Consider the following 21049-nt stretch of genomic DNA (forward strand, 5'->3'; position numbering starts at 1 on the left):
GGACCGAGGTGACGTCGTGAAGACCGTGGGGGGCTTTGCGCGTCCGGCGGCGGTCGGCGAAGGTTGCGGCTCACTTGCCCGACAGCGGTAATGGGCGCGGCCGCCGGGTGGGGATCCGGCGGCCGCGCCCCCACCATTCTTTGCGGGACGAATGGCGGAAATCGACCTCCGCCAATACCCCCCGAGAAATGGTCCGGAGTTCAACGGACATCTTCTGGTCTTCAACAGACCACAATTCAACCGGCCGGGACTGAACAGGAACTGACATTTCTGAAACCGGACGAATGACTACGGGGCGGGACACCTCCGCACAAGGTGTCCCGCCCCGTCTCTTTCATCCCGGAGCCGCCGCCCATCGGTGAGGGTCGGGGACGGACGGCGGCTCCGGTGCTTCAGTGGCTCTTCGGCCCTACCGGCTGTCGGAGCCCGTGGAGGTGGCCGCCGCGCGGCCGGCCTCCAGGCGCGCCACAGGGATGCGGAACGGCGAGCAGGAGACGTAGTCCAGACCCACCTCGTGGAAGAAGTGCACCGACTCCGGGTCACCGCCGTGCTCGCCGCAGACACCGAGCTTCAGGTCGGGCCGGGTGGCCCGGCCGGCCTCCACCGCGCTGCGGACGAGCGAGCCGACGCCGTCCTTGTCGATGGTCTCGAACGGCGAGACCCCGAAGATGCCCTTCTCCAGGTACGCGGTGAAGAAGCTGGCCTCCACGTCGTCCCGCGAGAAGCCCCACACCGTCTGGGTGAGGTCGTTGGTGCCGAAGGAGAAGAACTGCGCGGCCTCGGCGATCTGACCGGCGGTCAGGGCGGCGCGGGGCAGCTCGATCATCGTGCCGATGGTCAGGCGCAGGTCGGTGCCGGTCGCGGCCTCGACCTCGGCGATGACCTGGTCGGCCTCCTCGCGGACGATCTCCAGCTCCTGGACCGTGCCCACGAGCGGAATCATGATCTCGGCGCGCGGGTCCCCCTTGGCGTTCTTCCGCTCGGCGGCGGCCTCGGCGATCGCGCGGACCTGCATGGCGAACAGGCCCGGGATGACCAGACCGAGGCGGACACCGCGCAGACCCAGCATGGGGTTCTGCTCGTGCAGCTTGTGCACGGCCTGAAGGAGGCGCAGGTCGTTCTCGTTGGCGTCCTTGCGGGACTCGGCGAGAGCGACCCGGACCGACAGCTCGGTGATGTCGGGCAGGAACTCGTGCAGCGGCGGGTCGAGGAGACGGACCGTGACGGGCAGGCCGTCCATCGCCTCGAACAGCTCGACGAAGTCCTTCTTCTGGAGCGGCAGCAGGGCACTCAGTGCCGCTTCGCGCTCCTCGTCCGTGTCGGCGAGGATCAGACGCTCGACCATCTCGCGCCGCTCACCGAGGAACATGTGCTCGGTGCGGCACAGGCCGATGCCCTGGGCGCCGAAGCGGCGGGCGCGCGAGGCGTCCTCGGCGTTGTCGGCGTTGGCGCGTACGCGCAGGCGGCGTACTCGGTCCGCGTACGCCATGATCCGGTGGACGGCGGCGACCAGCTCGTCGGCGTCGTCGGCGCCGGCGTGCATCCGGCCCTCGAAGTACTCGACGACCGGGGACGGCACGACGGGGACCTCACCGCGGTACACCTTGCCGGTGGAGCCGTCGATGGAGACGACGTCGCCCTCCTCGATGACGGTCCCGTTGACGGTCATCCGGCGGCGCTTGGTGTCCACCTCGAGGTCCTCGGCGCCGCAGACACAGGTCTTGCCCATGCCGCGGGCGACGACGGCGGCGTGCGAGGTCTTGCCGCCGCGCGAGGTCAGGATGCCCTCGGCGGCGATCATGCCGTCCAGGTCGTCCGGGTTGGTCTCGCGGCGGATCAGGATGACCTTCTCGCCCGAGCGGGACCACTTGACGGCGGTGTACGAGTCGAAGACGGCCTTGCCGACGGCGGCGCCGGGCGAGGCGGCGATGCCGCGGCCCAGCAGCTCGGCCTTCGCCTTGTCGTCGAAGCGCGGGAACATCAGCTGCGCGAGCTGCGCGCCGTTGACGCGCTGGAGGGCCTCGGCCTCGTCGATCAGGCCCTGGTCCACGAGCTGGGTGGCGATGCGGAAGGCGGCACCGGCGGTGCGCTTGCCGACCCGGGTCTGCAGCATCCACAGCTGGCCGCGCTCGATGGTGAACTCGATGTCGCAGAGATCCTTGTAGTGGGTCTCCAGCGTCTCCATGATCGTCATCAGCTGGTCGTAGGACTTCTTGTCGATCGACTCGAGGTCCGCGAGCGGCACGGTGTTGCGGATACCGGCGACGACGTCCTCGCCCTGCGCGTTCTGCAGGTAGTCGCCGTAGACGCCCTGGTGGCCGGAGGCGGGGTCGCGGGTGAAGGCGACGCCGGTGCCGGAGTCGGGGCCGAGGTTGCCGAAGACCATGGAGCAGACGTTGACGGCGGTGCCCAGGTCGCCGGGGATGCGCTCCTGGCGGCGGTAGAGCTTGGCGCGGTCGGTGTTCCAGGAGTCGAAGACGGCCTTGATGGCCAGGTCCATCTGCTCGCGCGGGTCCTGCGGGAAGTCACGCCCGGCCTCGCGGGAGACGATCTTCTTGAAGTGCTTGACCAGCTTCTTGAGGTCGGCGGCCGCGAGGTCGGTGTCGACGACGACACCCTTGGCCTGCTTGGCCTCCTCGAGGGCCTCCTCGAAGAGCTCGCCGTCGACGCCGAGGACCGTCTTGCCGAACATCTGGATCAGACGGCGGTACGAGTCCCAGGCGAAGCGCTCGTCGCCGGCCTGCTGGGCGAGTCCGGCCACGGACTCGTCGGACAGACCGATGTTGAGGACGGTGTCCATCATGCCCGGCATGGAGAACTTGGCGCCCGAGCGGACCGAGACGAGAAGCGGGTTGTCGGCCTGGCCGAGCTTCTTGCCCATGGTCTGCTCGAGGGCGTCGAGGTGCGCGCTGACCTCGTCGCGCAGCGCGGCGGGTTCGGTGCCGCTCTCCAGGTAGACCTTGCAGGCCTCGGTGGTGATGGTGAAGCCGGGAGGAACCGGGAGGCCGAGGTTGGTCATCTCGGCGAGGTTCGCGCCCTTGCCACCGAGCAGGTCCTTGAGGTCCCTGTTGCCCTCGGTGAAGTCGTACACGAACTTCTGATCTTTGTTTTCCGACACGGGTCTCGACTCCTCGAGGACTCGGTGGCTGCCCTGACGGCGAGGAACATACCCAGATCGAAGGCGTCTGGGTATGTACGCCTACCCGTCATACGGCCTTAACCACCCGTCCGCCAGCAGATCGAAAGTGACTAGGGGGTAACCCAGGGGCGGCTCAGCCCTTCACTCCTCGAAGGTTCTTTGACTCAAACTAAAGACTAAGCGCTCATACGAGCGCCCAACTACTGCTATGCGTTCAAGTCTTGAATGCACAAAGGGTGGCACCCAGTGCCACCCTTTGAGAATTGCAGCCACCTCTGAACCGCTCATCTGAGCGCACCTCCTATCAGGGGTGGCGAGGATCACGCCGCGCTCACAGCCGGAATTCCAGCATCCGGACCATCTGAGCGGCTCCTCGCCCATGTGGGCTCACCCGCCCGACGTGTCCAGTTCCGCGTCCGCGCTGACCCCGGAGCAGTCGTAGGGGTCCTTCAGCCAGCCGTCCGGCAGGACGACCCGGTTGTTGCCCGAGGTACGGCCCCGGGGGCCGTCCGCGCCCACCGGCCATGCCTGATCCAGGTCGAGCTCGCTCAACTGAGCGCTCAGCTCGTCCAGCGACGAGGTGATCGCCAGCCGCTTGCGCATCTCCGAGCCGACCGCGAAGCCCTTCAGGTACCAGGCCACGTGCTTACGGAAGTCGATGACCCCGCGCGACTCGTCGCCGATCCACTCGCCGAGCAGCGTCGCGTGCCGGATCATCACGTCCGCGACCTCCCGCAGCGTCGGCTCGGCGAAGGCGCCGGTGCCCTCGAAGCCCGCCACCAGGTCGCCGAACAGCCACGGGCGCCCCAGGCAGCCGCGTCCCACGACGACGCCGTCGCAGCCCGTCTCGCGCATCATCCGCAGGGCGTCGTCGGCCGACCAGATGTCGCCGTTGCCGAGCACCGGGATCTCCGGCACGTGCTCCTTCAGACGCGCGATCGCGTCCCAGTCCGCCGTGCCGCCGTAGTGCTGCGCCGCCGTCCGCCCGTGCAGCGCGATCGCGGTCACGCCCTCCTCGACGGCGATCCGCCCGGCGTCGAGGTAGGTGATGTGGTCGTCGTCGATGCCCTTGCGCATCTTCATGGTGACCGGGAGGTCGCCCGCGCCCGAGACGGCCTCGTGCAGGATCGCCCGCAGCAGCGGCCGCTTGTACGGCAACGCGGAGCCGCCGCCCTTGCGGGTCACCTTCGGGACCGGGCAGCCGAAGTTCAGGTCGATGTGGTCGGCCAGGTCCTCTTCCACGATCATGCGGACGGCCTTGCCGACCGTGGCCGGGTCCACGCCGTACAGCTGGATCGAGCGAGGCGTCTCCGTCTCGTCGAAGTGGATCAGCTGCATGGTCTTCTCATTGCGCTCGACCAGCGCCCGTGTCGTGATCATCTCGCTGACGAACAGCCCCTTGCCGCCACTGAACTCACGGCAGAGAGTGCGGAAGGGGGCGTTGGTGATGCCGGCCATGGGCGCGAGCACCACCGGCGGCTGCACGGTGTGCGGGCCGATGGCGAGAGGAGTGAACGCGGTCATTGCCCCATTGTCGCGCACACCCGCAGTCATTAGTTAGTCGTACTATCGACGTATGCCAGAGCTCACATCCCGGCGGCGCGTGCTGGTCCTGGTGATCTGCTGCATGAGCCTGCTGATCGTCAGCCTGGACAACACCGTCCTCAATGTCGCGCTCCCCTCCATCCAGAAGGAGCTGCATGCCACCGTCGCCGGGCTGCAGTGGACGATCGACGCCTACACCCTGGTCCTCGCCTCGCTGTTGATGCTCGCCGGCTCGACCGCCGACCGCATCGGTCGCCGCAAGGTCTTCGTCACCGGCCTGGTCCTCTTCACCCTCGGCTCACTGCTCTGCTCGCTCGCGCCCGATCTGACCTCGCTCGTCGCGTTCCGCATGGTCCAGGCCGTCGGCGGGTCCATGCTCAACCCGGTCGCCATGTCGATCATCACCAACACCTTCACCGAACCCCGCGAGCGGGCCCGCGCGATCGGCGTCTGGGGCGGTGTCGTCGGCATCTCCATGGCCGCGGGCCCACTCGTCGGCGGCCTCCTCGTCGAGTCGGTCGGCTGGCGCTCGATCTTCTGGATCAATCTGCCCATCGGTCTCGCCGCGCTGCTGTTGACCCTGCGGTACGTCCCCGAGTCCCGCGCGCCCAGGCCACGCCGGATGGACCCGATCGGCCAGCTCCTGGTGATCGTCTTCCTGGGCTCGCTCACGTACGCGATCATCGAGCGGCGTCCGCTCGCTGCCGCGCCGGCCGCCGTCGCGCTCGCCGGCCTCCTCCTGTACGAGCCGAGGCGCCGTGAGCCCCTGATCGACCTGCGCTTCTTCCGCTCGGCGCCGTTCAGCGGGGCCACGGTCATCGCGGTGAGCGCGTTCGCCGCGCTGAGCGGGTTCCTCTTCCTGAACACGCTCTATCTACAGGACGTCCGCGGCCTGTCCGCCCTGCGGGCGGGGCTGTACATGCTGCCGATGGCGGGCCTGACCCTCGTCTGCGCGCCGCTGTCCGGACGGCTCGTGGGCGCTCGCGGGCCCCGCCTCTCGCTGCTGGTCGCGGGCATCGCCATGGCCGCGAGCGGGCTCGTCTTCGCGGTACTCGACGCGCAGGCGTCCACCCCGCTGCTCTTCACCGGGTACGTCCTGTTCGGCCTCGGCTTCGGCATGGTGAACGCGCCCATCACCAACACCGCCGTCTCGGGGATGCCCCGCGCCCAGGCGGGCGTGGCGGCCGCCGTCGCCTCCACCAGCCGCCAGATCGGGGCGACCCTGGGCGTCGCCGTCGTCGGGGCCGTACTGGCGTCGGGAGTGAGCCCCGCGTCGCATGTCGAGGGCTTCGTCGAGGCGAGCCGGGCCGCCTGGTGGGTGATCACCGGGTGCGGCCTGTGCGTCCTGCTGGCCGGCGCGCTGACCAGCGGAGCCTGGGCCCGCCGCACCGCCGAGCGGAACGCGGGCCGCCTGGAGTCCGCCGGCGCTCAGACCTCCGCGAGGGCCGGCGCCTGAAGCCACCGGGCGCAGGGCCACGCGCCGTGCACGGGGACACGGCCGGACTTCCATGGTCGCCGGCCGGATCCTCGGCGGTGTCCTCGTCGCGGCGGACATCGCGGGGACCGGCCGGCGGCGGGGGCCGCGACCGGGTTGCCGGGTCTGCGGCTGCCGAGGGTGATGGGCTGCGGCGACCTGCGCACAGGCGGGGCCCGGGTCACGAAGGTGACCCGGGCCCCGCGCTGTGGTGACGGGCGGCAGCCTCAGCCGTTCACGTGGTCGCGCCCGCTCGCACGGCTATTCGGCGGCGTTGTCGGTGTCTTCCGCGCCTTCGGCGCCCTGCGCGCGCTCGCGCATCTTGCGGACGAGCTCCAACTTCTGCTCCGCCGCCGATTTGCGGTCGGCGTTCCGCGCGGGGCCGTTGCCCTGCCGGTCGGCGCGGGAGAGCTTCTTGCGCTGTCCGCCTACGCCGAGGAGGTTGTTACGGCTCTTGGCCATGGGGGTCTCCCATTCCTGGTGAGAAGTGATCCGGCAATCGCGTGGTCGGGAGGCGGGGGCGAGGCCCGCCGCACTCTCACTCGTAGATCTGGAAGAACGAGAACATGCCCGTGACCGTACCCCGCTTTCCGGCACCCCGGCACACGATTTCCACCGCACCGCGCACCGAATGACAGATATTGAAATCTGTCATTCGACATGCCATAGTTGGCGTCATGACGACGACCACCCCCTTCCCCACCCGCCCGCTCGGCGCCACCGGCCCCCTCGTCTCCGCGCTCGGCCTCGGCTGCATGGGCATGTCCGCGCTCTACGGCGACAGCGACCGCGCCGAGTCCCTCGCGACCATCCACGCCGCGCTCGACGCGGGAATCACGCTCCTCGACACCGGCGACTTCTACGGCATGGGCCACAACGAGCTGCTGATCAACGAAGCGCTCCGCACCGCCCCGGCCGGCCTGCGCGAACACGCCTTGACCAGCGTCAAGTTCGGCGCCCTGCGCACGGTCGAGGGCGGCTTCACCGGCTACGACGGCCGCCCGGCCGCGATCAAGAACTTCGCCGCGTACTCGCTCCAGCGCCTCGGCACCGACCACATCGACATCTACCGGATCGCCCGCGTCGACCCCGACGTCCCGATCGAGGAGACGGTCGGCGCCATCGCCGAGCTGGTCGAGGCCGGCCATGTCCGCCACATCGGCCTCTCGGAGGTCGGCGCGGACACCCTGCGCCGGGCCGCGGCGGTCGCCCCGATCGCCGATCTCCAGATCGAGTACTCCCTGATCTCGCGCGGGATCGAGGACGAGATCCTGCCGGCCGCCCGCGAGCTCGGCATCGGCATCACCGCGTACGGCGTGCTCTCGCGCGGTCTGATCAGCGGCCACTTCACCCGCGACCGGGAGCTGGCCGCCCATGACTTCCGCGGGATGAGCCCCCGCTTCCAGGGCGAGAACCTCCAGCACAACCTGGCCCTGGTGGACCGGCTCCGGGAGCTCGCGGAGCGCAAGGGCGCCACGGTCGCCCAGATCGCCATCGCCTGGGTGCTCGCCCAGGGCACCGACATCGTCCCGCTGGTCGGCGCCCGCCGCCGCGACCGCCTCTCCGAGGCCCTCGGCGCCTTCGACCTGACCCTCGACGCCGACGACCTGGCCGCCATCGAGCAGGCCGTCCCCGCGGACGCCGCGGCGGGCGAGCGCTACCCGGCCGCTCAGATGGCCCACCTCGACAGCGAGCGCTGAGCCGTCCGCACAGGCGGGTACCTTCACTGGTTATGAGCACCGAGCCGCTGACCGCCGACCGCATCCTCGAAGCCACCGAGGAGGTGCTGCGGCGCTACGGCCCGGCGAAGGCCACGGTCGTCGACGTGGCCCGGGCGCTGGGCGTCAGCCACGGCAGTGTCTACCGGCACTTCCGCACCAAGGCGGCGCTGCGCGAGGCCGTCACCGAGCGCTGGCTGGCCCGCTCCGAGGGCGCGCTCTCCCAGATCACCGGGGCCCAGGGCCGTCCGGCGCCCGGCAAGCTGGGCGACTGGCTCGCCGCGCTCTTCGCGTCCAAGCGCCACAAGGCCCTGGACGACCCCGAGCTGTTCGCCACGTACGGCGTGCTGATCGACGAGAACAGCGGAGTCGTGGACGCCCACATCGGCGCGCTCGTCGGTCAGGTCCGGCAGATCCTCGACGAGGGGGTCGGCGCCGGGGACTTCGCGCCGGCGGACACGGGGAGCACCGCCCGCGCCGTCTTCGACGCGACCGCCCGCTTCCACGACCCGGCGTACGCGCCGGAGTGGAGCAGCCCCACTGTCGACGCCGAGTTCGACGCGGTGGTGGCGCTGCTGCTGCGCGGCCTGCGCGCATAGCCCCGCCCGCCGCACGACCTGCCGGAAATGCCGAAGGCCCCGGTTCCGCCACTGCGGAACCGGGGCCTTCGGCGTGAGGCCTAGCAACCGAGGAGACGGCCGCCCAGGTAGGACTGGATCTGGTCCAGCGAGACGCGCTCCTGCTTCATGGTGTCGCGCTCGCGCACGGTCACCGCGTCGTCGTCGAGGGTGTCGAAGTCGACGGTCACGCAGAACGGCGTGCCGATCTCGTCCTGGCGGCGGTAGCGGCGGCCGATGGCGCCGGCGTCGTCGAACTCGATGTTCCAGTTCTTGCGCAGGTCGGTCGCCAGGCCCTTGGCCTTCGGCGACAGCTGCGGGTTGCGGGACAGGGGCAGCACGGCGACCTTCACCGGCGCGAGGCGCGGGTCGAGACGCATCACGGTGCGCTTCTCCATGACGCCCTTGGCGTTGGGCGCCTCGTCCTCGATGTACGCGTCGAGCATGAAGGCGAGCATGGCGCGGTTGACGCCGGCCGCCGGCTCGATGACGTACGGAGTCCAGCGCTCGCCGGCCTCCTGGTCGAAGTAGGACAGGTCCTGGCCGGAGGCCGCGGAGTGCGCCTTCAGGTCGAAGTCGGTGCGGTTGGCCACACCCTCCAGCTCGGAGAACTCACTGCCACCGAAGTTGAAGCGGTACTCGATGTCGGCGGTGCGCTTCGAGTAGTGGGACAGCTTGTCCTTGGGGTGCTCGTACCAGCGGATGTTCTCCTCGCGGATGCCGAGGTCGCGGTACCAGTTCCAGCGCTGCTCCATCCAGTACTCGTGCCACTGCTCGTCCTCGCCCGGCTTGACGAAGAACTCCATCTCCATCTGCTCGAACTCGCGGGTACGGAAGATGAAGTTGCCCGGAGTGATCTCGTTCCGGAAGGACTTGCCCATCTGCGCGATGCCGAACGGCGGCTTCTTGCGCGAGGTCTGCTGCACCTGGGCGAAGTTGGTGAAGATGCCCTGCGCGGTCTCCGGGCGCAGGTACGCCTGGGAGCCGGCGTCCTGGGTCGGGCCGAGGTGCGTGGCGAGCATGCCGGAGAACTGCTTGGGCTCGGTGAACTGGCCCTTGTTGCCGCAGTTGGGGCAGTTGATGTCGGCGAGGCCGTTGGCCGGCTCCTTGCCGTGCTTGGCCTCGTACGCCTCGATCAAGTGGTCCGCGCGGTAACGCTTGTGACAGGAGGTGCACTCCGTGAGCGGGTCGGAGAAGGTGGCGACGTGACCGGACGCCTCCCAGACCTCGGGCGCCAGGATCACCGAGGAGTCGATGCCGACGACGTCCTCGCGCGCGGTGACCATCGCGCGCCACCACTGGCGCTTGATGTTCTCCTTGAGCTCGACACCCAGCGGTCCGTAGTCCCAGGCGGCCTTGGAACCGCCGTAGATCTCGCTGCACGGGTAGACGAAGCCACGGCGCTTGCTCAGGCTGACGATGGTGTCGATCTTGTCGGCGGCCACGGTGCTCTCTTCATTACGAGGACGAATTGGAGTCAGATTACCGGCGGCGGCACCCTCCGGATCAAATCGGTGGGCGGGGGGCGGCCGCCGAGCAGCTTTGTTGACAATCGTTTCCACTTTTGTTGAAAATGAGTGTCATGAACGTACGCCGCCTCATACCCACCACCGCCGTCGCCGGGGCCGTCTGCCTCGGTCTTCTCTCCCTGTCCGCCTGCTCCGGGGCCTCCGGCGCCGCCGACGGGAAGAGCGACGGCAAGCTGAGCGTGGTGGCGTCCTTCTATCCCCTGCAGTATCTCGCCGAGCAGATCGGGGGGGAACACGTCTCGGTCACCACTCTGACCAAGCCCGGTACCGAGCCGCACGACCTGGAGCTCAAGCCGAGGCAGATCGGCGAGCTCGGCGAGGCGGACTACATCCTCTACCTCAAGGGCGTGCAGCCCGCGGTGGACGAGGCGATCAAGCAGGCCGACGTGAAGCAGACCGTCGATGCCGGGACCCTCACCACTCTGGAGAGCCACGGAACCGGGGTCGGCCACGACCACGACCACGGCCACGGGACCGAGGAACACAAGGGCGAGGAGCACGGCCACGAGAGCGAGGCCGGCGCCGATCCGCACATCTGGCTGGACCCGGTGAAGTACTCCGAGGTCGCCAAGGGCGTCGGCGCCTCCCTGGAGAAGGCCGACCCCTCCCACGCGGCGGCCTACAAGAAGAACACCGCCGAGCTGGTCACCAGGCTCGGCGCCCTGCACACCTCCTTCGAGCAGGGCCTGAAGAACACGGCGACCAAGACCTTCATCACCACCCACGCCGCCTTCGGCTACCTCGCCGAGCGGTACGGCCTGGACCAGGAAGGCATCTCCGGGGTGGACCCGGAGGCCGAGCCCAGCCCCGCACGGATCAAGGAACTCCAGGACATAACGGAGAAGGACAAGGTCACCACAGTCTTCTTCGAGACCCTCGCCAGCGACAAGACCGCCAAGACCCTCGCCAAGGACACCGGTCTGAAGACCGACGTCCTGGACCCGCTGGAGGGAATCACGGACACGTCCAGGGGCGATGACTACATCGAGGTCATGCGGTCCAATCTCGCCGCGCTGAAGAAGGCCCTCGGCGCGAAGTGACCCGCACATCAGCGACCCAGGCAATGGAGGCGCAGCCCATGGAGCCCGTCATATCCGTCCGTGGAGCCACGGCGGCGCTCGGCTCGCGCCCCGTCCTGCGCGGCATCGATCTCACCGTCCGGCGCGGCGAGGTCGTCGCCCTGCTCGGCGCCAACGGTTCCGGCAAGTCGACCGCCGTCCGGTCCGTCATCGGGCAGGTCCCGCTGACCGGCGGCGCCATCTCCCTCTTCGGCACCGAGCTGCGGCGCTTCCGCGACTGGACGCGCGTCGGGTACGTGCCCCAGCGGACCACCGCCGCCTCCGGCGTCCCCGCCACCGTGCGCGAGGTCGTCTCCTCGGGCCGGCTCTCCCGCAGGAAGTTCGGCCCGATGTCCAGGGCGGACCGGGCCGCCGTCGACCGCGCCATCGCGCTCGTCGGCCTCACCGACCGCGCCAAGGACTCCGTGGGCGCGCTCTCCGGCGGCCAGCACCAGCGGGTCCTGATCGCCCGCGCGCTCGCCTCCGACCCCGAGCTGCTGATCATGGACGAGCCGATGGCCGGCGTCGACCTCGCCAGCCAGGAGATCCTCGCGGACACCCTGCGCGAGCAGGTCGCGGGCGGCGCGACCGTGCTGCTCGTCCTGCACGAGCTGGGCCCCCTGGAGCCGCTGATCAGCCGCGCGGTGGTGCTGCGGGACGGCTGCGTCGTCCATGACGGCCCCCCGCCCAAGGCCGTCGGCCAGCACGCGCTGCCGGGCCACGACCACGTACATCCGCACGCGGCCGACGAGCCGCTCCGCACGGGACTGCTGACCTGATCATGGAATTCCTCGAGCCTGCCTTCATGCAGCGGGCGCTCCTCGCGGCCGTACTCGTCGGCATCACCGCGCCCGCCGTCGGCATCTTCCTGGTGCAGCGCCGTCAGGCGCTGATGGGCGACGGCATCGGCCATGTCGCCATGACGGGCGTCGGCCTCGGCTTCCTGCTGTCGGCCAGCCCCGTGTGGATGGCCACGGCCGTCTCGGTCGCCGGCGCGGTCGCCATGGAGCTGATCCGGGCGTACGGACGGACCCGCGGCGACATCGCGTTGGCGCTGCTCTTCTACGGCGGCATGGCCGGCGGTGTCCTGCTGATGGACCTGTCGCCGAACGGCTCGAACGCGAACCTGCTCTCGTACCTCTTCGGCTCGCTGTCCACGGTCTCCACCGAGGACGTCACCGCGATCTGCGTGCTGGCGGCCTTCGTGGTCCTCGTCACGATCGGGCTGCGCCGCCAGCTCTTCGCGGTGAGCCAGGACGAGGAGTTCGCCCGGGTCACGGGTCTGCCGGTCCGGGCGCTCAACCTGCTCATCGCCGTCACCGCAGCGGTGACGGTGACGGTCGCGATGCGGGTCGTCGGTCTGCTGCTGGTGAGCGCGCTGATGGTGGTGCCGGTCGCGGCGGCGCAGCAGCTGACGCGCAGCTTCCGGGCCACGTTCGTCCTGTCCGTGGTGATCGGTACGGGCGTCACGCTGGCCGGCACGGTCACGACGTACTACCAGGACGTCTCCCCGGGCGCGACCATCGTGCTGCTGGCCATCGCCGTGTTCATCGCCCTCACCGCGCTCGCGGGGCCCCTCGCCAGGCGCCGCGCGCGCACGGTCGAGGCCGCCGCCGAGACGTGCGACCTGGCGGTCCCGGGAACCCGCCCGACGAAGGACGACATCGCGGCCTGACCGGACCGACAGCGCGAGCTGGCAGAATGGCGCCCGACAGAGTGTTTGTGCGGGCGATTGTGAGGAGGCACCTGTGGCGACTGCAGGACCCCCCGTGCGCGGCCGGTCGACCCGGCAGCGAGCCGCCGTATCGGCGGCGCTGAGCGAGGTGGACGAGTTCCGCAGCGCGCAGGAGCTGCACGACATGCTCAAGCACCGCGGTGACTCCGTCGGCCTGACCACGGTCTACCGCACCCTCCAGTCCCTCGCCGACGCGGGCGAGGTCGACGTGCTGCGCACCAGCGACGGCGAGTCGGTCTACCGCCGCTGCTCGACGGACGACCACCACCACCATCTGGTGTGCCGCATGTGCGGCAAGGCGGTCGAGGTCGAGGGCCCCGCGGTGGAGCAGTGGGCGGAGACGATCGCGGCGCAGCACGGCTATGTGAACGTGGCGCACACGGTCGAGATCTTCGGCACGTGCGCGGAGTGCGCGGCGAAGTGACCCTGGCTGCGCAAGGGCCCGCACCGACGACTGATCGGTGCGGGCCCTCTCGCGTACGCCGTCGCGGTCAGCCGGTCACTTGACGAGCCCGTTCTCCATGGCCGCGAGCTCCTCGTTCGGGACCGCCCCGCCGAAGCGGCGGTCGCGCTGGGCGTACTCCAGGCACGCGCGCCACAGGTCACGCCGGTCGAAGTCGGGCCACAGCACGTCCTGGAAGACCATCTCCGCGTAACTGCTCTGCCAGATCAGGTAGTTGGAGGTGCGCATCTCGCCGCTCGGCCGCAGGAAGAGATCCACGTCCGGCATGTCCGGGTAGTACATGTACTTCGCGAAGGTCTTCTCGTTCACCTTCGACGGGTCGAGCTTCCCCGCCGCCACGTCCCGCGCGATCGCCTGCGCCGCGTCCGCGATCTCCGCGCGGCCGCCGTAGTTGACGCAGAAGTACAGGGTCATCGCGTCGTTGTCGACGGTCTGCTCCTGCGCCACCTGGAGCTCCTGGACGACCGACTTCCACATCTTCGGCATCCGCCCGACCCAGCGGATCCGGATCCCCAGCTCGTCCATCTCGTCCCGGCGCCGCCTGATGACGTCCCGGTTGAAGTTCATCAGGAAGCGGACCTCGTCCGGCGAGCGCTTCCAGTTCTCGGTGGAGAAGGCGTACAGGGAGAGGTTCTTGACGCCCATCTCGATGCAGCCCTTGAGCACGTCGAGGACGACACCCTCGCCGACCTTGTGGCCCTCGGTGCGCGGCAGCCCGCGCTCCTTCGCCCAGCGGCCGTTGCCGTCCATGACGCACGCCACGTGGTTCGGCACCAGCTCGGCCGGGATCTTCGGGGGGCGCGCGCCGGAGGGGTGCGGCTCGGGGACCTTGTACTCACGGCGGGACCGTCCGAGGATTCCGCGTCGTGCCATGCGGCTCACATCTCCTATTTCTCTACGTATCTGAGCGAGCGCAGGCCGCGCTCCAGGTGCCAGTGCAGATAGGCGGACACCAGCCCGCTGCCCTCCCTGACATGACGCGGTTCGCACGCGTCCGCCGTCTCCCAGTCGCCGGTCAGCAGCGCGCTGAGGAGGCCGACGGCCTCCGGTGAGGGTACGACGCTGCCGGGCACCCGGCAGTCGCCGCATACGACTCCGCCCGCCGCGACCGAGAAGAAACGGTTCGGACCGTGGATGCCGCACCTCGCGCAGTCCTCGAAACTGGGCGCGTAACCATTGACGGCCAGTGAGCGCAGCAGGAACGCGTCGAGGATGAGATGTGGCGCGTGCTCGCCCCGGGCGAGCGTTCGCAGCCCCCCGACGAGCAGCAGATACTGCTGCACCGCCGGCTCGCCCTCGTTGTCCGTGAACCGCTCCGCCGTCTCCAGCATCGCCGTCCCGGCGGTGTAGCGGGCGTAGTCGCTGACGATCCCGCCGCCGTACGGCGCGATCGTCTCGCTCTGCGTGCACAGCGGCAGCCCGCGCCCGATCAGCTCGCTGCCCCGCGCGAAGAACTGCACGTCCACGTGAGAGAAGGGTTCGAGCCGCGCCCCGAACTTCGACTTCGTCCGCCGCACCCCGCGCGCCACGGCGCGTACGCGCCCGTGACCGCGCGTGAGGAGCGTGATGATGCGGTCCGCCTCACCCAGCTTCTGGGTGCGCAGCACGATGCCGTCGTCGCGGAACAGACTCATACGGCCCATTGTCCCGTACGGCGCGGCCCCGGCGGCCCGCTCCTGAAAGCTCCCCCGGCCACGCCCCGACCCGGGCGGTACGGTACGAGGACCCGCCCCATCCGCACCGGAGGCCTCTGTGAGTGCGCCGCCCGACGGCCTTTACAGGCCGCTGATCCCGTTCCCCGAGCTGACCCCCGACGCCCTGCGCGCTGCTGTTGCGCGTATCGCGTCCAGCCGGATTCCCGCACTCACACAACACCTCTTCGAGGCCACGACCAACGCCCAGCACACGCAGAGCCTCGCTCCGCTCCGGGCCTTCGTCCACTCGTGGGCCGTCTTCGTCGCGAGCCAGGAATACATCACGGCCGGCCTGCCGCCAGGGGTCGTGGCGGAGGTGGAGCGCCTGGCCACCGAACTCGCCGCACTCGGGCACGAGGCCACCAAGGTGGGTCGGCCGACCGACCGCGAGGGCGGCCTGCGGGAGTTCGACATCCTCAGTGGGCGCGGCCTCATCAGTTTTCTCGCTGTGCCGCGCCACGAGTGCGTCTCCATCTGCAACATCACCTGCTACGGCTGACCGGGCGCCGCCCGAAAGCCCCTTCACGGCACCTCCCCCCGGCTCCGCGCGTTCGCGTACGCCGTCGCGGCACTGAGCCGCTCCGAGGCCGTCGCGAGCCGGACGCCCTCCGGTTCGCAGTCCCATTCCCGGCCACCGCCGAAGGGTCTCAGCTGGAGGTAGGGCCCCTCGTGCCCCATGACTCGGCCCACACGTCCTGTGCGGATCTCTACGACGTACAGCCCGACGGGCAAGGCCATCCCGTTCATCCTTCCCCCGGTAGAGCAGCGGCCAGCCGGCGGGCCGTCTCGACCGTGCAGCGTCCCAATTCGACCAGGGGCCGGGGCACTTCGTACGCGCACGAGACGGGGTCGAGTCCCAGCGAAGGCAGCCTGACACCGACTTTCTCCAGAGCCGCACGCAATTCCGCCACCGCCTCCCGCGCGTCGTCAATGCTCCCAACCGGAGCCTGGTTCTCCTCTTCCTTCTTCACCCTGGCGGACCTTTCCGAATCCATTTCCCGTTTACGTCCCCCACTCTGGCCCTACCCACCTAGAATCGTCCGTTGCACACGCGCTACAACTGCGGAGCAGCACAGGGGAGTTAACCCATGGCCAATAGGTCGCGGCAGGATGCCTGGGAGTTCTTCGGGACCGAGCTGAAGCGGCGGCGGGAGGCGGCGGGGTTAATTCAGGCGGAGCTGGGGCGGCGGGTCTTCGTTTCGGGCGGGTATATCGGACAGTTCGAACAGGCGATTCGGAAGCCGCAGCTGGATGTGGCGCAGCGGATCGACGAGGTGCTACAAACCGATGGCATTTTCGAGCGGATGTGCCGGAAGCTGATCGACCAGTCGCCCTACGCGTCCTATTTCGCGGAAGTGGCCGAGCTGGAGAAGCACGCGGCCGATGTGTGCGAGTTCGCCTCGACGCTTGTGCCTGGCCTGCTCCAGACCCCTTCGTACGCAAGAGCGGTCACCCTGGCGAGCAACCCCCTCGCCCCCGAGGACTTCGTGGTGGAGAAAGTCGCCGCCCGGAAGGAGCGCGCGTGCATCCTCAAAGGCCCCGACCGCACGCCGTTCTGGGTGATCCTGCACGAGAACGTGCTACGAACTCCCGTCGGGGGCCCAGCCGCCATGGCCGATCAGCTCGAACACGTCCTCGCCCACGCGGCCGACCGGAGGGTGCTGGTACAGGTAATCCCGTACGCCGTCGGCGCCTACCCGGAGATGGCCGGGACGCTGAAGCTCATGGAGTTCAAGGACGCGCCCCCAACGGCCTATACAGAGGGCTGGTATTCGGGAACTCTGCTGGACGATCCCGTAATGGTGAAGCGGGCAAGAGCCTCTTACGATCTACTCAGGGCCGCCGCGCTGTCACCGGAGGCGTCCCTCGCCTTGATCGAGTCGGCAGCAGAGGACTTCAAACGATGCGACGCCAGTACGACCTGAGAGGCGCCACATGGCGCAAGAGCTCCTACAGTGACGGCCACGGCGGCGACTGCCTCGAGGTTCTCGACGGCGTTCCCGGCGTCGTCCCCGTCCGCGACAGCAAGACCCCCACCGGCCCCGTCCTCCTCGTCGGCGCCCCCGCGTGGGCCGTCTTCGTCGGCTCTCTGTCATAAGGCTGCTGAGGGGGATCCCATAAGGCCGCCTTATGGGGTCATAGGCCGGGGGCGGGTACCGGCCCGTGTCAGGGGTTTGAAAGGGTGACCTAAGTAGGACGGCTGTCCGCCGCCCAGGTCGCTCGAAGGGAACCCTCATGCCTCGCCCCCTGCGGGTCGCAATCGTCGGCGCCGGCCCCGCCGGCATCTACGCCGCCGACGCCCTGCTGAAGTCCGAGGCCGCCGCCGAGCCGGGCGTGTCCATCGACCTCTTCGAGCGGATGCCGGCGCCCTTCGGGCTGATCCGGTACGGCGTCGCGCCCGACCACCCCCGCATCAAGGGCATCATCACCGCGCTGCACCAGGTGCTGGACAAGCCGCAGATACGTCTCTTCGGCAATGTCGACTACCCCTCGGACCTCGGCCTGGACGACCTCCGCGCGTTCTACGACGCGGTCATCTTCTCGACCGGCGCGAGCGCTGACCGGGCGATGGACGTCCCCGGGATCGACCTCGACGGGTCGTACGGCGCCGCCGACTTCGTGTCCTGGTACGACGGGCACCCGGACGTGCCGCGCACCTGGCCGCTGGAGGCCGAGAAGGTGGCCGTGCTGGGTGTCGGCAACGTCGCCCTGGACGTCGCGCGGATCCTCGCGAAGACGGCGGACGAGCTGCTGCCGACCGAGATCCCGGCGAACGTCTACGACGGGCTCAAGGCGAACAAGGCGCTGGAGGTCCACGTCTTCGGACGGCGCGGACCGGCCCAGGCCAAGTTCAGCCCCATGGAGCTGCGGGAGCTGGACCACTCGCCGAACATCGAGGTCATCGTCAACCCCGAGGACATCGACTACGACGAGGGCTCGATCGCCGAGCGCCGCAAGAACAAGCAGACCGACATGGTCGCCAAGACGCTGGAGAACTGGGCGATCCGGGACGTCGGCGACCGGCCGCACAAGCTGTTCCTGCACTTCTTCGAGTCGCCGACCGAGGTCGTCGGTGAGGACGGCAAGGTCGTCGGACTCCGTACCGAGCGCACCGAGCTGGACGGCACGGGCAATGTGAAGGGCACGGGCGAGACGCAGGTCTGGGACGTGCAGGCCGTCTACCGCGCGGTGGGCTACCTCTCCGACGAGCTGCCCAAGCTCCCCTTCGACTTCGACAGCGGGACCGTGCCGCACGAGGGCGGACGGGTCCTCGAGGGCGGCGAGCACCTCCGGTCGACGTATGTCACCGGCTGGATCAAGCGCGGTCCGGTCGGCCTCATCGGCCACACCAAGGGCGACGCCAACGAGACGGTCGCGAACCTTCTCGACGACCACCGCGAGGGCCGCCTGCACACCCCCGACGCCCCGGACGAGCAGTCGATCGTGGAGTTCCTGGAGGCGCGGGGCGTCACGTACACGACGTGGGAGGGCTGGCACAGCCTGGACGCGGCGGAGAAGGCACTCGGTGAGGCGCAGGGCCGTGAGCGGGTGAAGCTCGTCGAGCGCGAGGAGATGCTCCGCGCGAGCGGTGTGACGCTCGCCGAGTGAGCTGACGACCGGCACGAGCACACGGGCGCGCTCCGCTCACCCTCACGGGACGGGCGGGGCGCGCCCGTCTGTGCGCCGGGGGCGCGCAGGAGACCCGCTCCGCTCCTACTCTGGAGGGGAAGGGAGCGGCCATGGCCGTCCAGCAGGCCCCCTCCGTGGAGTGGGCGCGGGACGCGGCGGCCCGCGAGTCCTGGGCCGAGGCGTACGCCGTGCTGCGCCACCTCGACGCGCACCCCTCCCACGCCCTCGACCCGGACGACCTGGACACACTGGCCGACGCCGCGTGGTGGGCGGGGCACGTGGACGAGTCGCTCGGCGCCCGGCTGCGGGCCCACGCCGGTTACGCGGTGGCGGGCGACCACCGGCGGGCCGGGTACGCGGCCTGGTGGATCTACTTCGAGTACCGGAACCTGGGGCGGCCCGCCGCGGCGGCGGGCTGGCTGCACCGGGCCCGCCACCATCTGGAGCAGGTACCGGAGTGCCCGGAGCAGTGCTATCTGGCCTGGACCGATGTGGAGGAGGCCCGGGAGCACCACGACCCCGTCGGCGCCCTGTCCGCCGCCCGCCGCATGTACCGCATCGCCCGTCAGGCGGGCAGCCCCGGACTCGTCGCCCTGAGCCGCCAGGCCCACGCGACGGCGCTGCTGGGCAACGGCCGGAGGGCGGAAGGTCTGGCCGTCCTGGACGACGCGATGTGCGCGGTGACGGCGGGCGAGCTGAACGGCATGTTCACCGGCTGGCTGTACTGCCTGGCGCTCACCCAGTGCATGGAGGCGGCGGACTTCGGCCGCGCGGTCGAATGGACGACGGCGGCGATGGCCTGGTGCGCGGGCCCGTGGTCCGGGGCCGGACGCGGGGCGGTGGGAGCGAGCGCCGTTCGCCTATCGGCGGGGGCGGCCGGGGACCCGACGACCCGGGCGGGTGCGGGCGCCGCCGACCCAGCGGCCGTAGACCCGACGACCCGGGCAACAGGAGCGGCAACCGACCCGACGCCCCGGGCGGGTGCGACCGGCAGCCTGGACCCGCTGTCCCCGTCCGGGCTGTCCCCGGTGCCGCCCGTGAGGCCCGCGCCCGGCGTGTGGGGCGGCCCCGCCGCTCCCAGTGGCCCGCCGACCACCGGCCCGGCCACGGAGGGCCCTCCGGCCTCGGCCCCTGACCGGGGGCCGGCTCCAAAGACGGCGCCAACTCCCGCCCGCACCAAGGGCGAGGGACCCGGCCCCGACGCAGCCGACGGCCCGGCGGCCGGCCCCGCCCGCAACGGCAGCGACCCGGTCGCGGGCGGAGCTCCCCGGCCCGCCCGCAGCGGCAGCGACGACCCGGCGCCCGGCACCGCCCGGATCCGGAGCGGGATGGTCGCCCACCCGGCGCCCGGCACCGCCGCCTGGCCCGCCGCCCCCCTCGCGCCCGGCCCGGGTGTTCTCACCGACAACCCGTTCCGGGGGCTCTGCAGGATCCACCATGTGCAGGTGCTCGATCTACTCGGGGAGTGGGCGCTCGCCGACGCCGAGGCCGAGTTGGTCTGCGAGGAGGTGCTGCCCGACAGCCTGGAGGCCGCCGCGGAGGCGCAGTACGTCGCCGGTGAGATCGCCCGGCGCCGCGGCCGGCACGACGACGCCGCCGTCGCGTACACGCACGCCAACGACCTCGGCCGCATCCCGCAGCCCGGCCTCGCGCTGCTCCGGCTCGCGCAGGGGAAGGCAGACGCCGCGGTGACCGGGTTGCGGCTGGCCCTGGTGTGTCAGGGAGACGCGCGCCATGACGTGCTGGGGCGCGCCCGGCTGCGGGCGGCGCAGACCGAGGTGGATCTGGCCGTCGGGGACATCGAGGGCGCGGCCGAGGCGGTCGCGGAGCTCCTGGCGCTCGCCGGTGAACCGACGGCCGGCGCGACGCTGCTGGGATCCATGGCGGACACCGCCCTCGGAGCGCTGGAACTGGCCCGGCAGGGAGCGCACGACCCCGACCGGGCCCTGCGGCCGCTCCGCCGCGCGCTGGCGGGCTGGCTCGAGCTGCGGGTGCCGTACGAGGCGGCGCAGGTACGGGTGCTGCTGGCCGCCGCCGACCGGGCCGCGGGCGACGACGAGGCCGCGCGGCTGGAGCTGACGGCCGCGCGGGCGGCGTTCGAGCGGCTCGGCGCGGTTCCCGACGCGCGGCGGGCGGCGGCCCTGGCCGGCGGGACGCGCAGGTCCCGGCCCGGCGGCCTCACCGCGAGGGAGGCCGAGGTCCTGCGGCTGGTCGCGGCGGGCGGCACCAACCGGGACATCGCCCGGTCACTGATCATCAGCGAGCACACCGTGGCCCGCCACCTCAACAACATCTTCGCCAAGCTGGGCGTGTCCTCCCGTGCGGCAGCGACGGCCTACGCGTACTCCCACGGCCTGGCGGCCTAGGCGCGCCTGGGCTGTTCCGCCCATGCCGGCGGCCGGCCGTGGTTGGGCGGTTCGGCCGATGCGCAGGCCGCCCCGGCGGCC

Annotated in this window: 20 protein-coding genes; 12 read left to right on the top strand and 8 right to left on the bottom strand. The window is 70.5% G+C overall.

Annotated elements, in window-relative coordinates:
• Nucleotides 1-409: 409 nt before the first annotated feature.
• Together ppdK and dusB are read right to left on the bottom strand one after the other, a co-directional pair.
• On the bottom strand, nt 410-3118 hold the full coding sequence (gene ppdK / locus ACZ7J0_RS07050) for a pyruvate, phosphate dikinase (RefSeq protein WP_470884764.1): 2709 nt from the start codon (nt 3116-3118) through the stop codon (nt 410-412).
• A gap of 408 nt (nt 3119-3526) precedes the next feature.
• Nucleotides 3527-4663, bottom strand: coding sequence for a tRNA dihydrouridine synthase DusB (gene dusB / locus ACZ7J0_RS07055; protein ID WP_470884766.1), 1137 nt, complete (start codon nt 4661-4663; stop codon nt 3527-3529).
• A gap of 52 nt (nt 4664-4715) precedes the next feature.
• Between dusB and ACZ7J0_RS07060 the strand changes: the two genes are divergently transcribed.
• Complete coding sequence (locus ACZ7J0_RS07060; RefSeq protein ID WP_470884768.1) at nt 4716-6140, top strand: MFS transporter; 1425 nt, start codon at nt 4716-4718, stop codon at nt 6138-6140.
• A gap of 279 nt (nt 6141-6419) precedes the next feature.
• On the opposite strand, the gene ACZ7J0_RS07065 is transcribed toward ACZ7J0_RS07060, so the two are convergent.
• Nucleotides 6420-6620: a DUF6243 family protein gene (locus ACZ7J0_RS07065; protein WP_470884770.1), complete on the bottom strand. Its 201-nt coding sequence runs from the start codon at nt 6618-6620 to the stop codon at nt 6420-6422.
• 215 nt (nt 6621-6835) lie between these two features.
• Between ACZ7J0_RS07065 and ACZ7J0_RS07070 the strand changes: the two genes are divergently transcribed.
• Nucleotides 6836-7858: an aldo/keto reductase gene (locus ACZ7J0_RS07070; RefSeq protein WP_470884771.1), complete on the top strand. Its 1023-nt coding sequence runs from the start codon at nt 6836-6838 to the stop codon at nt 7856-7858.
• Nucleotides 7859-7890: 32 nt separating this feature from the next.
• Nucleotides 7891-8475 carry a TetR/AcrR family transcriptional regulator gene (locus ACZ7J0_RS07075; RefSeq protein WP_470884773.1) on the top strand — a complete coding sequence of 195 codons (585 nt, stop codon included), beginning with the start codon at nt 7891-7893 and terminating at the stop codon, nt 8473-8475.
• 80 nt (nt 8476-8555) lie between these two features.
• On the opposite strand, the gene ACZ7J0_RS07080 is transcribed toward ACZ7J0_RS07075, so the two are convergent.
• Nucleotides 8556-9938 (bottom strand): glycine--tRNA ligase, encoded by a 1383-nt coding sequence (locus tag ACZ7J0_RS07080; protein WP_468705694.1) that lies wholly within the window; start codon nt 9936-9938, stop codon nt 8556-8558.
• 137 nt (nt 9939-10075) lie between these two features.
• Between ACZ7J0_RS07080 and ACZ7J0_RS07085 the strand changes: the two genes are divergently transcribed.
• The 4 genes from ACZ7J0_RS07085 to ACZ7J0_RS07100 all read left to right on the top strand — a co-directional run bounded on the left by ACZ7J0_RS07085 (nt 10076) and on the right by ACZ7J0_RS07100 (nt 13239).
• A complete protein-coding gene (locus ACZ7J0_RS07085) occupies nt 10076-11062 on the top strand; it encodes a metal ABC transporter substrate-binding protein (RefSeq protein WP_470884775.1) in 987 nt (328 codons plus the stop codon).
• Nucleotides 11063-11085: 23 nt separating this feature from the next.
• Nucleotides 11086-11859, top strand: coding sequence for a metal ABC transporter ATP-binding protein (locus ACZ7J0_RS07090; protein ID WP_470885167.1), 774 nt, complete (start codon nt 11086-11088; stop codon nt 11857-11859).
• Between the two features lie 2 nt (nt 11860-11861).
• Nucleotides 11862-12755, top strand: a complete 894-nt coding sequence (locus ACZ7J0_RS07095) for a metal ABC transporter permease (RefSeq protein WP_470884777.1) — start codon at nt 11862-11864, stop codon at nt 12753-12755.
• Between the two features lie 73 nt (nt 12756-12828).
• Nucleotides 12829-13239, top strand: coding sequence for a Fur family transcriptional regulator (locus tag ACZ7J0_RS07100; RefSeq protein WP_468705700.1), 411 nt, complete (start codon nt 12829-12831; stop codon nt 13237-13239).
• Between the two features lie 75 nt (nt 13240-13314).
• Here ACZ7J0_RS07100 and ACZ7J0_RS07105 read toward each other — a convergent pair whose 3' ends face one another.
• Nucleotides 13315-14151 (bottom strand): isoprenyl transferase, encoded by an 837-nt coding sequence (locus ACZ7J0_RS07105; protein WP_470884779.1) that lies wholly within the window; start codon nt 14149-14151, stop codon nt 13315-13317.
• 14 nt (nt 14152-14165) lie between these two features.
• The gene (gene recO, locus ACZ7J0_RS07110) at nt 14166-14912 is read right to left on the bottom strand and encodes a DNA repair protein RecO (protein ID WP_470884781.1); all 747 of its coding nucleotides are present in this window, start codon (nt 14910-14912) and stop codon (nt 14166-14168) included.
• A gap of 118 nt (nt 14913-15030) precedes the next feature.
• Between recO and ACZ7J0_RS07115 the strand changes: the two genes are divergently transcribed.
• Nucleotides 15031-15471, top strand: coding sequence for a hypothetical protein (locus tag ACZ7J0_RS07115; RefSeq protein WP_470884783.1), 441 nt, complete (start codon nt 15031-15033; stop codon nt 15469-15471).
• Nucleotides 15472-15494: 23 nt separating this feature from the next.
• Here ACZ7J0_RS07115 and ACZ7J0_RS07120 read toward each other — a convergent pair whose 3' ends face one another.
• Entirely contained in the window at nt 15495-15710 is a 216-nt protein-coding gene (locus ACZ7J0_RS07120) for a hypothetical protein (RefSeq protein WP_468705708.1), read from the bottom strand.
• 5 nt (nt 15711-15715) lie between these two features.
• Nucleotides 15716-15943: a hypothetical protein gene (locus ACZ7J0_RS07125; RefSeq protein WP_470884785.1), complete on the bottom strand. Its 228-nt coding sequence runs from the start codon at nt 15941-15943 to the stop codon at nt 15716-15718.
• A 117-nt stretch (nt 15944-16060) separates the two neighbouring features.
• Between ACZ7J0_RS07125 and ACZ7J0_RS07130 the strand changes: the two genes are divergently transcribed.
• The 4 genes from ACZ7J0_RS07130 (at nt 16061) to ACZ7J0_RS07145 (ending at nt 20968) form a co-directional block, all read left to right on the top strand.
• Nucleotides 16061-16897 carry a helix-turn-helix domain-containing protein gene (locus ACZ7J0_RS07130; RefSeq protein ID WP_470884786.1) on the top strand — a complete coding sequence of 279 codons (837 nt, stop codon included), beginning with the start codon at nt 16061-16063 and terminating at the stop codon, nt 16895-16897.
• Nucleotides 16876-17070: a DUF397 domain-containing protein gene (locus tag ACZ7J0_RS07135; protein ID WP_470884788.1), complete on the top strand. Its 195-nt coding sequence runs from the start codon at nt 16876-16878 to the stop codon at nt 17068-17070. Before ACZ7J0_RS07130 ends, ACZ7J0_RS07135 begins: the two co-directional genes overlap by 22 nt.
• A 137-nt stretch (nt 17071-17207) precedes the next feature.
• The gene (locus tag ACZ7J0_RS07140) at nt 17208-18581 is read left to right on the top strand and encodes an FAD-dependent oxidoreductase (RefSeq protein ID WP_470884790.1); all 1374 of its coding nucleotides are present in this window, start codon (nt 17208-17210) and stop codon (nt 18579-18581) included.
• Nucleotides 18582-18712: 131 nt separating this feature from the next.
• Entirely contained in the window at nt 18713-20968 is a 2256-nt protein-coding gene (locus ACZ7J0_RS07145; protein ID WP_470884792.1) for a LuxR C-terminal-related transcriptional regulator, read from the top strand.
• Nucleotides 20969-21049 lie beyond the last annotated feature (81 nt).

The sequence above is a fragment of the Streptomyces sp. NPDC038280 genome (assembly GCF_055600045.1).